This is a genomic window from Massilia paldalensis, from assembly GCF_044901715.1.
GTDB lineage: Bacteria > Pseudomonadota > Gammaproteobacteria > Burkholderiales > Burkholderiaceae_D > Telluria > Telluria paldalensis.
Genome location: NZ_JBJCIU010000001.1, coordinates 270,118 through 281,930 on the forward strand (window position 1 = coordinate 270,118; position 11,813 = coordinate 281,930).

The window sequence follows — 11,813 nt, forward strand, 5'->3', positions numbered from 1 at the left end:
GCCCGCACGCGCGTCCGGCGGACTAGAGGACCGGCTTCCCGTCCGGCAGCGGCGCCGCCTCCGGCACCAGCCCTTCAGCGCGCAGCTCCTGCCAGAACTGCGCGGGGATCGCCACTTCCATCAGGGCCGCGTTGCGCTTCGCGTGTTCCGGGCTGCTGGCGCCGGGAATGGTAGCGGCCACCACGGGGTGCGCGAGGCCGAACTGCAGGGCGGCGGCGGCGAGGTCGATGCCGTGGCGGGCTGCTACCTGCTGCAGGCGTTCGCGCCGCGCGATCTTGTCCGGCGTGGCCGGCGCGTAGTCGTAGTGGTCGCCGCCGGCCAGGAAGCCGGAATTGAACGGGCCGCCCAGCACGACGCCGGCGCCGCGCTGCGCGCACAGGGGGAACAATGCGTCCAGCGGCGTCGTTTCCATCAGCGTGTAGCGGCCGGCCAGCAGGAAGATGTCGGGGTCGGATTGCTGCAATGCGCGCAGGCAGGGCTCGACCGTGTTCACGCCCAGGCCCCAGCCCTTGATGACGCCTTCCTCGCGCAGCTTGACCAGGCCTTCGAACGCGCCGCCGCGCCCGGCCGCGATGGCGAAGTTGCGGTCGAACTCGTTGCCGAAATAGTCGGGCGAGAGGTCATGCACGTAGACGATGTCGATGTGGCCCAGCGCCAGGCGCTGCAGGCTGTCCTCGATCGAGCGGCGCACGCCGTCGGCCGTGTAGTCGAACACGCGCTTGAACGGCAGCGTGCCGACGAAGGGGCTTTCGATGTCGCCGGCCGGGTGCGGCTTGAGCAGGCGGCCGACCTTGGTCGACAGCGTGTAGGCGTCGCGCGGGCGCCGCCGCAGCGCCTGGCCGAAGCGGTGCTCGGACAGGCCGGCGCCGTAGTGCGGCGCGGTGTCGAAGTAGCGGATGCCCGCATCCCAGGAGGCGTCCACGGCCGCCTGGGCCGCGTCCTCGCTCGTCGCATGGTACATGTCGCCCAGGCCGGTGCCGCCCATGCCGAGGCGCGTGATCGGTCGATAACGCTGGTTCACAGTCGCTCCTTTCTCGTCCGTTGGTGCAAAGGGCCAGTGCGCAAGCCTGGCCCGGTCTTTCACGCTACACCGCTGAGCGGTGCGCGGGCGCACGGTTGACGATGGGAATCGATGTGTTGCGCGATGTGTTGCGCGATGTGTTCCTGCGCAACGTGTTCCCGCGTGGACTATTGCATGGCCGGCGCCGCTTCCAGCGCGCCAAGGCGCTCGCGCGCGTGCAGGTGCGCGGGCTCCAGCGCCAGCGCCTGGCGGTAGCTGGCAATGGCGCCGGCACGCTCGCCCGCCGCTTCCTGGGCTTGTCCCAGGCCGTCGTACAGGAATTCGAAGCGCTCCGGATACAGGCGCACGCCCAGCGCGAACACTTGCGCGGCTTCGCGCGGGCGCCGTTCGCGCAGCAGCTTCATGCCCCAGTCGTGGACCTGCAGCGGATCGAGCGACAGCTCCGGGTTCTGCGCATGCAGCTGGTCGTAGATGGCGCCGATGCGTTCGAAACCCTGGCGGCCGAGCTGGTCGAGGAAGGTGTCCATGGTGGGCGCCGGGGTGGCTGCGCGGCGCACGGCGAACGACACCAGGCCGGGCGGGGTGGCGTTCGGCGCCAGGTCGGCGTCGAGCAGGCGCAGGGCGGCCGCGTCGTTCTTCAGGCGCGCGTCGAGGAAGCGCTGCACGGTGCGCGCCATCGCGCCGTAGGCGGCTTCCGCCTGGGCACGGGTGCGGCCGCGGAAGGCGCTGTCGGGCGCCATGCGCAGCGACCACGACGAGAAGTCCATGTGGCTCGCCGCTTCCGTGGTAGCCAGGTAGATGTCGGCGTAGCGCATGCGCGCCAGCAGGTCGGCGCCGATGCCGCTGTCGATCTCTCCTTTGTCCTGTCCGCCGCCCTGCAGGCGCGTCACGTACAGCAGCGGCACGGCCAGGCGCTCGGGCGTCACGTAGCGCGCCGCGCGCGGGCCGCCGTTCACGTATTCGAAGGCGGCGCGCAGCGAGCCGTCCAGGCTGACGAGGGCGCGGATGCGGTCGTCGCGCGCGGCGGCCAGCACGTTCGCCAGGCCTCCCCAGCTGTAGCCGACCACGCCGATGCGCGTCGTGTCGGCCTGCGCCAGCGTGTGCGCATAGCCGACGAGGAAGCCAATGTCGCCGGCCTGGGCCTCGGCGCCTTCTAGGTCGGCCGTCATCGCATGCGAACGGGCGCCCAGCGAGGCGCTGGCGAGCACGATGTAGCCGTGGCTGGCCAGGTATTCGCACAGGTCGGCGTTTTCCATCGCATACGCGCTGTGGCTGGGCGCATAGATCACGACGGGGAACTTGCCGGGCCGCTCGGGCGCGTCGCGCAGTGCGCGCATCCGCTGAGCCATGTCGGCCGGCACCTGGGGCACGCCCGCGGCGCGCTGCGCCACCAGCAGGTCGGTGGCCAGCCGCACCTGGTCCGCCGTGCGGCTGAATTCCTCCTCGGTGGCCACGGTGGCCGCGTAGTCACGGTAGGACAGCGGGGCGCCATGGCCGATCGCCGGATACCAGACGAGCGTCTGGACCGGCCGCGAACGGTCGCCGCCGTTGGCCTGGGCCGTGACCGGATTGCGCGCATGCTGGTAGACCCGCGCCCGGTCGTACTGCTGCTTCACGTGCAGGCCCACGCGGTAGGGGCCGGAGGGCAGGGCGGACGCGAAGTCGGCGGCGGTGGCGATGCCCTGCGCGAGCGTCAGCAGGGAGGCGAGCAGGATGGCAGGCAGGAATCGGGACATGGCGGTCGCTGTGTTTCTTTGGTTGCAACATTATAATGCCGAACCGGCAAAAACCTGTGCAAGGATTCGGCGGAAATACACGTCATATCCGCTAGAATGGCGGATTCTTTACTCCCACCAAGCACCATCATGACCCAGGACGAACTCAAGCAGGCAGTGGCCCGCGCCGCCATCGACTACGTGGTCGACGGCGAGATCATCGGCGTCGGCACCGGCTCGACCGCCAATTTCTTCATCGACGAACTCGGCAAGATCAAGGACCGCATCAAGGGCGCGGTGGCGTCGTCGGAAGCGACCGCGGCGCGCCTGCGCGGCCACGGCATCGAGGTGCTCGACCTGAACGACGTCGAAGCGATTTCCGTCTACGTCGACGGCGCCGACGAGATCGACGCCTCGGGCGCCATGATCAAGGGCGGCGGCGCCGCGCTGACGCGCGAGAAGATCGTGGCCTCCGTGTCCGGCAAGTTCGTCTGCATCGCCGACGGCTCCAAGCTGGTCCAGACGCTCGGGAAGTTTCCGCTGCCGGTCGAAGTGATCCCGATGGCGGCGAATGCCGTCAGCCGCAAGCTGACCCGGCTGGGCGGCCAGCCGCGCCTGCGCACCAAGGCGGGCGGCACGGACGCCTTCGTCACCGACAACGGCGGCTACATCCTGGACGTGGCCGGCCTGTCGATCACCGACCCGGTGGCCCTGGAAACGGACATCAACCAGATCGTCGGCGTGATCGCCGTCGGCCTGTTCGCCCAACGCGGCGCCAACGTCTGCCTGCTGGGCACCGGCGACGGCGTCAGGACGATGACCTTCTGAGCGGAACCGCCATGACACGCCTACTCGCCGCCTTCCTCGTGCTGACGCTCGGCGGTTGCGCCGCCTACCGCAGCGTGTTCCCGGAACCGGTCGCGCCGGCTCCAGTGCCCGTGGCCGCGGCCCGGCCGGAAGGCGACGCCATCCAGAAGATCCCGTTCCGCACCGGCGTGTCCTCGGCCACGGTCGAGAAGATGGCGCGCCAGCAGGCGTGCACGGGCGGGCAGGGCGCCGGCCTCGTCACCGAGCCGGGGCCCGTCGAGGTGTACCGCATGGTGTGCGACGGCGGCAAGGTGTTCATGGCGCGCTGCGAGCTGCGCCAGTGCCGGCAGATGTAGGCAGGATCACGGCAGCGTCTCGATCGACGTGCCGATGACGCCGACGAGGCCGATCTTTTCGGCCGAGTCGGCGAACGCCAGCAGCACCTGGCCGCGGTCGAGCGTGCCCGCGGCCAGCTGGTCCGTCCAGTACGACTTCTCGGCCGCGCTCTCCATGCGCCCCAGCGCCGTCCGGTACAGCATGTCCACGAACGCGCCGTCGTCGAGTTTCCCATGCAGCGATCCCGTTTCCGACGCGGCCACGAACCGGTCCGCGATGGCGCTTATCGACAGCCCGGTGGCGCGCACGTCCAGCCAGTAGTTAATGCCGGCTTCGTCAGGAGCGCGTTCGAACAGGGAGCTGTACACGCGCACCAGCGTGGCGACGTCGCTGTGGTTGAAGTCCAGCGCCGCTTGCTGCGCGCCGGCGCGGGCCAGCATGGCGTCCGAGTCGGCCAGCTGCAGCGCCAGGTCGGCGCGTCCCACGGCATGCGTCTCCAGCTGCGCCAGTGCGCCGGCGCGTTCGGCGTCGGTCGGCGCGCGGTCCAGCGCATTCCGGTAGATCAGGTCGACGAACCGGGCGTTGTCCAGGCCGGCCAGGGCTCTTCCTTCGGCAGAGCCGAGCAGGGAGCCGGCCACCGATGCCAGCGCCTGGTCGGCGGCGACATGGTGGTCGTTCCAGTAATCGAGGCCGGCCTGGTCGGCCTGGCGCCCCAGGACCGTCTGGTACAGGCGGCCGATGGTGCCGGCCGCCGTCATGTCCGCGCCGCCGGCGGCGAACTGCAGCAATTCCACGTTGGCCGCGGCGACGCTGCCGCCGGCGCCGCCCAGGTGCGTGAACACCGTCTTGCCGTCGACGATTCTGAGCGCGTAGTCGTGGATGGTGCCGCCTGCGAGGCGCAGCGTGTCCGTGCCGCCGCCGCCGTCGACGGTGTAGGTGCCGCTGCCGGTCGCGATGAGCTGGTCGGCGCCGTCGCCGGCCACGACGCGTGAACCGGCGCCGGCCGTGACCGTGAGCGCGCCGGCGACGGCAGCGAACTCCACGTTTTCCAGCGCGACTGCGAAACCGGCGGGCAGCGCGCTGCCGTCGATGACGAGCGCCGTGCGCGCCGCGCCGGCATCCTGGCCCTGGCCCTGGCCGACCAGCGTCAGCGGCTGCGCGGGCAGCGCCCCGGCGGTCACCGGGACGATGGTGTGGACCAGCAGCGGCGTGGCCGTGCCGAGATCCTGCAGGAAGCCGGCGCCGGCAGCGGCGAGGGCCCCCTGGCCGGACGGTGCTTCGTCGCTGTGCGCCTGGATTTCCGCGAGCAGCTTGGCGAAGGCGCGTTCGGTGGCCGGCGCCTGCGCGCCGCTCGCCTGCAGGCCGGCGCCGGTGGGCACCTGCGCCGCAAGCAGGACGGTGCCGCCGGCGGTCTTGACCAGCGGGATGTCGGCGACGGTATTGTTGCCCACCTGTTCCTGGCGCGTCGCCTGTACGACGGGGATCGTGGTGGTCAGGATCGTCGTGCCGTCGGCATCGACCCGGGCCGAGGTCTGCACGGCGACGCCGTCGATGGTGGCCGTGGCGGTGCCGGCGCCGGGCGGCACGGGTGCGGGCGCCAGGTTGCTCACGGCGGCACCGGACAAGGACGCCGCCGCGTTGCCGGCCACGTCGCGGATGGCGGCGGTATGGGAGATCGTCACGGCCTGGCCGCCGGCGATGGCCGATGCCAGCGTCAGTGTGACCGTCCTGGCGGCGCCGTCGATGGCGACGCCGCTCACGCCGACGGGATTGCCGCCGGCGGCGACGGCGAAGGCGCCCGCCGCCGGCACGTGGGCCGCGTCCAGTGCCTCGTCGTAGTGCAGCACCAGCGTGGCGCCGGCGACGGTGGCGGACTGGAGGTGCGGCGCCGCCGTGTCCAGAACATAGGAGCGCGACAGCACGGCGCCGTCGTTGCCGGCGGCATCGCTCACCTTGAAACGCAGGCCGGGTGTCGCCGTGCCCAGGGTGACGCCTGTCCACGTCACGGTGGTGCCGCTCGCCATGCCCGTGATGTCGATCCACTGGCCCCCGTCGACCGAGCTATACAGGCGCTCGCCGGCCTGCAGCGCGGCGGACAGCGTGACGCCCACGGTCTGCGCCGCGACATTGGTGGTGAAGTCGGTGGCCGACGCTCCCGTGTCGGCGGACAGCGTCACGCCGGACAGCGTGGTCGACGGCGGCGTGGTGTCGATGACGATGGCCTTGGCGGTGCCCAGCGAGCCCGCGGCGCCGGGAGTGGCCAGGGCCAGGGCCGCATCGGCGTGACCGCCGGCGCTACCCTTGATGGTGGCGCCGTTCAGGGCCAGCGCGGCGCTCGATGCGACATCGAGGTCGGCGCTGTTCTCGCCGCTGGCGACCGTATAGGCGAACGTCAGCGTGGACGTGCCGGAGCCGCCGCTGTAAACGGCGTTGCCGCCGCTGTTCAGGGCCAGCGTGGGCGTGCCGCCGCTGGTGTCGACGTCGACCGCGGCGCCGAAGTCGATCGCGATCGCGATCGTGCTGCCGGCTTTGTAGCTGCCGTTCGCCGCGGCCGAGGTGACGTTGCCGGCCTGCGGGCCGGTACCGTCCACGAGGACCGATGCCGTGCTGCCCACGCTATTGAGGGACGGAACGGCGTTGTTGCCGGCGGCATCGCGCAGCGTGCCTCCATGGAGCGACAGCCCGCCCACCATGATGCCGTTGGCATCCACTTCGCCGGGCGCCACCAGGTGACGGAACACGAGCGTGCTGGCGCCACTGCCGGACACGTAGTCGGCGTACACGGTGGCGCTGCCGTCGAGGATCAGCGCGATGCGCGGCGTGCCGCCGCCGCCGTCGACGGTGACGGCTTCCGAGAAATTCACGGAGAACTCGAGCGCCTCACCGCTGTAGTAGGTGCCGTTGGCCGGCACCGAGACCGAGACGACGACCGGCGCTTGCGTATCGACCAGCACAGCCGCCGCCGACCCCACGCCGTTCAGGGTCGTCGCCAGGGCGTTGCCGGCGGCGTCGGCCAGCGTGCCGCCATTGGCCGACAGCGCGCCGATCGTGATGCCGTCGGCGTCGTTGTCGCCGGCCTGGACGACGTAGCTGAACGTCAGCGCGGTTGTGCCCGAGCCGGACACGTAGCTGGCGTAGACGGTCGCCGTGCCGAGTGTGAGCGCCAGGTGGGGCGTGCCGCCAGCGGTATTGACCATGACCGCTTCGCTGGCGTGGACGACGACGTCGAGGGACTGGCCGGCGCCGTAGCTGCCTGGCGGCGGCGCGGCAACCGCGGTGACCGTCGGCGCGCCGGTGTCGATGGCGATGGCCAGGCCGCCCGAGGCGGTGGAAACATTGCCGGCCGCGTCGACGGCCTTGGCCGTCACCGTGTGGCCGCCGCCGGCCAGGACCGAGGACATGATCGACCAGGTGCCGCCGATCGCGGTGGTGCTGCCGAGGACGGTCGTGCCGTCGGTGTCGTACAGCGTCACGGTGCTGCCGCTTTCGGCCGTGCCGGTAAAGGTCGGCGTGGCGTTGCGGGTGATGTTGTCGACGTTCGAGGCACCGGTGTCGCTGGCGGCCGCCATGTCCGGCATGCTCGGCGCCGCTGGCGGCGTGTGGTCGAGGGTGTAGGAGGCGCCGGCCGTATAGCCGCCCGCGATGGCGACCTGATTGCCGTTGGCGATGCCGGTGCCGCTGCCGTTCAGGTCCAGGCGCAGCGTGCCGTCGCCGCCAAGGCTGTCGACGGTGACGGTGTAGGTCGTGCCGCTGCCGCTGACGGACGCGACGTGGCCGTTGGCCGTGCCCGTCGTCGTCAGGGTGAAATCGCCGGCGTCCACGCCGCTGACCGCCTCGTTGAACGTGACCGTATAGCCGACCGACCCGGTGGCGGCGGCGACGCCGGACGACGCGCCGCCGCTGCGCACGATGCTGGATACCGTGGGCGCATCCGCGACGGTGAGCACGAAGGCCTGGTTCGCCACGTTGCCGGCGGCATCGGTGGCCGCCAGGTAGAGGTGGTAGGTGCCGGCGGAGAGCCCGGCCCCACCGACGGCGAGCGTGCCGCCGCTGATGGTGAATCTGCCATTGTCGGCGTCGTTCGTGCCGTTGCCGGCAACCAGCGTATAGGCGACGGCCTGGCTGTCGGCGGCCGACAGCGTCCCGATCGCGGCGCCGCTGGTGGCGTTTGCCGAGGCGACGGTCGTGGCGCTCAGGGCGAAGCCGGTGGGTGCGGCCGTATCGATCGTGACCGCCAGGCCGGCCGACGCGGCGGAGCGGTTGCCGGCGGTATCGGTGGCGAGGGCGGTCAGCGTATGGCTGCCTTCGGCCAGGATCGAGGACGCGATCGACCAAGTGCCGCCCGTCGCGGTGGCGCTGCCGAGGATGGTCGTACCGTTGGTGTCGTACAGCGTCACGGTGCTGCCGCTTTCGGCCGTGCCGGTGAAGGTGGGGGTGGTATTCCTCGTGACGGCGTCGGCGTTCGAGAAGCCGGTGTCGCTGGCGCCCGTCATGGACGGCCTGCCCGGCGCCGCCGGCGCCGTCGTGTCGAGCACGTAGGCCTGGACTGCCGGAATGCCGGCATTGCCGGCGGCATCGACGATCTGCAGCCGCAGGGTGTTGCTGCCGGAGAGCGTCGCGCCGCTCCAGGTCAGCGTGGTGCCGGACACGCGCGAGGTGAGATCGCTCCAGCTGGCGCCATTGTCCAGCGAGCCGTAGACGGTGTCGCCGCTTGCCAGCGGCGCCGCCAGCGTGGCGCTGATGGTCTGCGCGGCCGTCTTGGTGATGAAGTCGACGGCGCTGCTGCCGGTGTCGGCCGACAGCGCCAGGCCGCCGATGGTGCCAGGCTTGACGTTGTCGATGCGGGCGTTGCTGGTATCGGCGGTGGTGCGGGCATTGCCGGCATTGTCGGTGACGGTGAAGGCCACGTTGCGGTTGTCGATGCCGTCCAGGGAGCCCGCCACGATCGTGTAGGTGGCGCTCCAGGTACCGCCCGAATTGGTTGCGGCCACGGCCGAGCCGCCGCCGAATTGACTGAAGTTGACGGCGACGCCCGCGATGGTGTCGCTGTTGTTGTCGCCGCCGGCCGTGTTGTTCCAGGTGGCGGTGACGGTGTCGCCGATCTTGTAGGTGCCGCCGGTGCCGCTGGCGCCGCTGATGGCGATGCGGGCATCGGTGACCGTCGGCGCGATGTTGTCGACGGTGGCATTGGTGCTGTCGGTCGTCGTGTTGGGGCCGCCGGCGTTCGTCGCGGTCACTGACACGTTGCGGTTGGTGGCGTCGATCGCGCCGGAGACGATGGTGTAGGTGGCAGTCCAGGTGCCGCCAGAATTGGTCGCGGCGACGGCGGCGGCGCCGCCGAACTGGCTGAAGTCGACCGTCACGCCGGTGATGCCGCTGTTGTTGTCGCCGCCGACCGTGTTGTTCCAGGTGGCGGTGACGGTGTCGCCGATCTTGTAGGCGCCGCCGGTGCCGCTGGCGCCGCTGATGGAAATCCTGGCGTCGGTGACGGTGGGGGCGATCGGCTTGACGTCGGTGATTTCCAGGTTCTGGAACAGGGCGTAGTCGTCGGCTGTGAAGGTGACGGACGTAACGTCGTTGAAGGTGGTCAAGCCAGCAAACGAGAAGGGGATACCAGAGGTGACGTTATAGGTCTGCGACAGGGTCATGCCGTTGTAGAAGACGGTCACTGTGCCGACGTCGCTGGCGCCCTGGAAACCAGTCAGATCGAACGTGTAGCCGGCCTGGACCTTGATGGTAAAGTCCACACCGCTGGATTGCGCGCGCCCGGAAAGGGCATAGATGCCGGTCAGGCCGCTGATGTCGTCCTGTTGAATATCGAAATAGATTCCCGCGTAGGCGGGCGAGCCGTCCGAAAAAGTGAAGTTGGCACCGCCGACGCTCCTGCTGAACGACAGGAAGGTGCCATCTGCGTCTTCGGAAGAGTGTTCGACAAAGGTAATGGTAGTCATCGCGGTCCCGGCATGGCATTGAATGGTTGCCGGGTTGGCGCTGTAGACACTGCCCGGCAGAGCGTGTTTCGCGACTATAGGTGAGTAATTGTTTGTGAGCAATAAACAATGCCCGTGGTGATGTACTCAAACCACAATGTATGAAGCGGAGGGGAGACAGAGAAGAAAGATAAGGGCGGCGCCGGACGGGCCGCCCGAGGGGGCAAGGCAGATCAGGCGCTCGGCGGCACGTAACCGGCAGCCTGGTCGGCCCCTTCGCCAAAGAAGTGGCGCTCCATCTGCGTGGCCAGGTACTTGCGCGCACGGGCGTCGGCCATGTTCAGGCGGTTTTCGTTGATCAGCATGGTCTGGTGCTTGAGCCAGCCGTCCCAGGCTTCCTTCGACACGCTTTCATAGATGCGCTTGCCCAGTTCGCCCGGGTACGGCGGGAAGGCCAGGCCTTCGGCTTCCTTGTTCAGTTTGATGCAGTGGACGGTGCGGGCCATGTTCTTGCTCCTGGTTGGATATTTTTGAAACCGTGATTATACGAGGAGTACGACAATTCCACCGGCAGCAAATCCGTCGCCCCGGCGCAGGCCGGGGCCCAGGTTCGGCGTTTGCGTACCGCTACATTGGGTCCCTGCCTGCGCAGGGACGACGCTGTTCAAGGTTCGTGGGTTACAGCTGCTTGATCAGCACCTGCGAGCGCCGTTGCCAGTTGTACATGTGCGCGCGGTCCTTCGGCAGGTCCTCGACGGTGGCCGGCACGAAGCCGCGCTTCTTGAACCAGTGCGAGGTGCGCGTGGTCAGCACGAACAGCTTGGTCATGCCGGCGGCGCGCGCGCGGTTTTCCATGTGCTTGAGGATGCGCTCGCCGTCGCCCTGGGCCTGGGCGTCGGGGCTGACGGTCAGGCATGCCATTTCCGCCATCTTGTCTTCCGGGAACGGATACAGGGCGGCGCAGCCGAAGATGATGCCGTCGTGGTCGATCACGGAGAATTGCTCGATCTCGCGTTCGATCAGCTCGCGCGGGCGCTTGACCAGGGTGCCGTCGGCTTCCAGCGGTTCGATGAGCTTGATAATTCCGCCGACGTCCTCAATTGTGGCCTTGCGCAGGCTCTCCAGGTTCTCGTGCGTGATCATCGTGCCCACGCCGTCGTGGGTGAACAGTTCGAGCAGGGCCGAGCCGTCCAGCTGGTAGGGGATGATGTGGGTACGGTCGACGCCGCTGTTGCAGGCCTTGATGGCGTGCTGCAGGTAGAACGAGGCGTCCGACGGCAGGAAGCCGGCCTGCAGCACGGCTTCGGCCAGGTGCGAGGACAGTTCGCGGATCTCGGCGCCGCCGGCATCCTTCATCAGCGAGGTTTCCGTGATGAAGATGAGTTTTTCGGCGTGCAGGGCGATCGCGGCGGACATGGCCACGTCTTCCATGGTCAGGTTGAACAGTTCGCCGGTGGGCGAGAAGCCCAGCGGGGACAGCAGGACGACGTTGTCCTCGGTGTCCAGGATGGTCTGGATCTTGTCGGCCGCGACCTTGCGGGTGACGCCCGTCAGTTCGTGGTCGACGCCGTCGATCACGCCCAGCGGGCGCGCCGTGACGAAGTTGCCGGAGACGACGCTGATGTGGGCGTTCGACATCGGCGTGTTGGGCAGGCCCTGGCTGAACGCCGCCTCGATGTCCAGGCGCAGTTCGCCCGCCGCTTCCTTCGCGCATTCCATCGCGGCGATGTCGGTGATGCGCACGCCGTTATGGAAGCGTCCTTCGACGTTGCGCAGCGCGAGCTGTTCGGCGACCTGGGGGCGCGAACCGTGCACGAGCACGATGCGGATGCCCAGGCCGACCAGCAGGGACAGGTCCTGGGCCAGCACCGGCAGGGCGCCGGCCGCGGCCAGTTCGCCGGGGAAGGCCACGACGAAGGTCTTGCCGCCGAATGCGTGAATGTACGGCGCGACGGAGCGCAGCCACTGGACGAATTGGGTAGGGTTTTCCATTTGCCGCATTAT

The 11,813-nt window shown here is 69.4% G+C and carries 7 protein-coding genes; 2 read left to right on the forward strand and 5 right to left on the reverse strand.

Features of this window, described 5'->3' with window-relative positions; all coding sequences use genetic code 11:
- Window positions 1–22: 22 nt before the first annotated feature.
- Together ACI1V7_RS01225 and ACI1V7_RS01230 are read right to left on the reverse strand one after the other, a co-directional pair.
- Window positions 23–1,021 carry an aldo/keto reductase gene (locus tag ACI1V7_RS01225; protein ID WP_404529971.1) on the reverse strand — a complete coding sequence of 333 codons (999 nt, stop codon included), beginning with the start codon at window positions 1,019–1,021 and terminating at the stop codon, window positions 23–25.
- A gap of 167 nt (window positions 1,022–1,188) precedes the next feature.
- A complete protein-coding gene (locus ACI1V7_RS01230) occupies window positions 1,189–2,757 on the reverse strand; it encodes a dienelactone hydrolase family protein (protein WP_404529972.1) in 1,569 nt (522 codons plus the stop codon).
- Between the two features lie 129 nt (window positions 2,758–2,886).
- Between ACI1V7_RS01230 and rpiA the strand changes: the two genes are divergently transcribed.
- Both rpiA and ACI1V7_RS01240 read left to right on the forward strand, forming a co-directional pair.
- Window positions 2,887–3,564 carry a ribose-5-phosphate isomerase RpiA gene (gene rpiA / locus ACI1V7_RS01235; RefSeq protein ID WP_404529973.1) on the forward strand — a complete coding sequence of 226 codons (678 nt, stop codon included), beginning with the start codon at window positions 2,887–2,889 and terminating at the stop codon, window positions 3,562–3,564.
- A gap of 11 nt (window positions 3,565–3,575) precedes the next feature.
- On the forward strand, window positions 3,576–3,899 hold the full coding sequence (locus ACI1V7_RS01240; RefSeq protein ID WP_404529974.1) for a hypothetical protein: 324 nt from the start codon (window positions 3,576–3,578) through the stop codon (window positions 3,897–3,899).
- Between the two features lie 6 nt (window positions 3,900–3,905).
- Here the strand turns inward: ACI1V7_RS01240 and ACI1V7_RS01245 are convergent, their stop codons facing one another.
- The 3 genes from ACI1V7_RS01245 to argA all read right to left on the reverse strand — a co-directional run bounded on the left by ACI1V7_RS01245 (window position 3,906) and on the right by argA (window position 11,801).
- Window positions 3,906–9,830: an Ig-like domain-containing protein gene (locus tag ACI1V7_RS01245; protein WP_404529975.1), complete on the reverse strand. Its 5,925-nt coding sequence runs from the start codon at window positions 9,828–9,830 to the stop codon at window positions 3,906–3,908.
- A gap of 212 nt (window positions 9,831–10,042) precedes the next feature.
- Window positions 10,043–10,315 carry an oxidative damage protection protein gene (locus ACI1V7_RS01250; RefSeq protein WP_290411970.1) on the reverse strand — a complete coding sequence of 91 codons (273 nt, stop codon included), beginning with the start codon at window positions 10,313–10,315 and terminating at the stop codon, window positions 10,043–10,045.
- A 172-nt stretch (window positions 10,316–10,487) separates the two neighbouring features.
- Window positions 10,488–11,801: an amino-acid N-acetyltransferase gene (gene argA / locus ACI1V7_RS01255; RefSeq protein WP_404529976.1), complete on the reverse strand. Its 1,314-nt coding sequence runs from the start codon at window positions 11,799–11,801 to the stop codon at window positions 10,488–10,490.
- Window positions 11,802–11,813 lie beyond the last annotated feature (12 nt).

Coding starts and splice junctions, on each gene's coding strand:
- argA (WP_404529976.1), bottom strand. CDS start 11,801: ATGGAAAACCCTACCCAATTCGTCCAGTGGCTGCGCTCCGTCGCGCCG.
- ACI1V7_RS01240 (WP_404529974.1), top strand. CDS start 3,576: ATGACACGCCTACTCGCCGCCTTCCTCGTGCTGACGCTCGGCGGTTGC.
- rpiA (WP_404529973.1), top strand. CDS start 2,887: ATGACCCAGGACGAACTCAAGCAGGCAGTGGCCCGCGCCGCCATCGAC.
- ACI1V7_RS01230 (WP_404529972.1), bottom strand. CDS start 2,757: ATGTCCCGATTCCTGCCTGCCATCCTGCTCGCCTCCCTGCTGACGCTC.
- ACI1V7_RS01245 (WP_404529975.1), bottom strand. CDS start 9,830: ATGACTACCATTACCTTTGTCGAACACTCTTCCGAAGACGCAGATGGC.
- ACI1V7_RS01250 (WP_290411970.1), bottom strand. CDS start 10,315: ATGGCCCGCACCGTCCACTGCATCAAACTGAACAAGGAAGCCGAAGGC.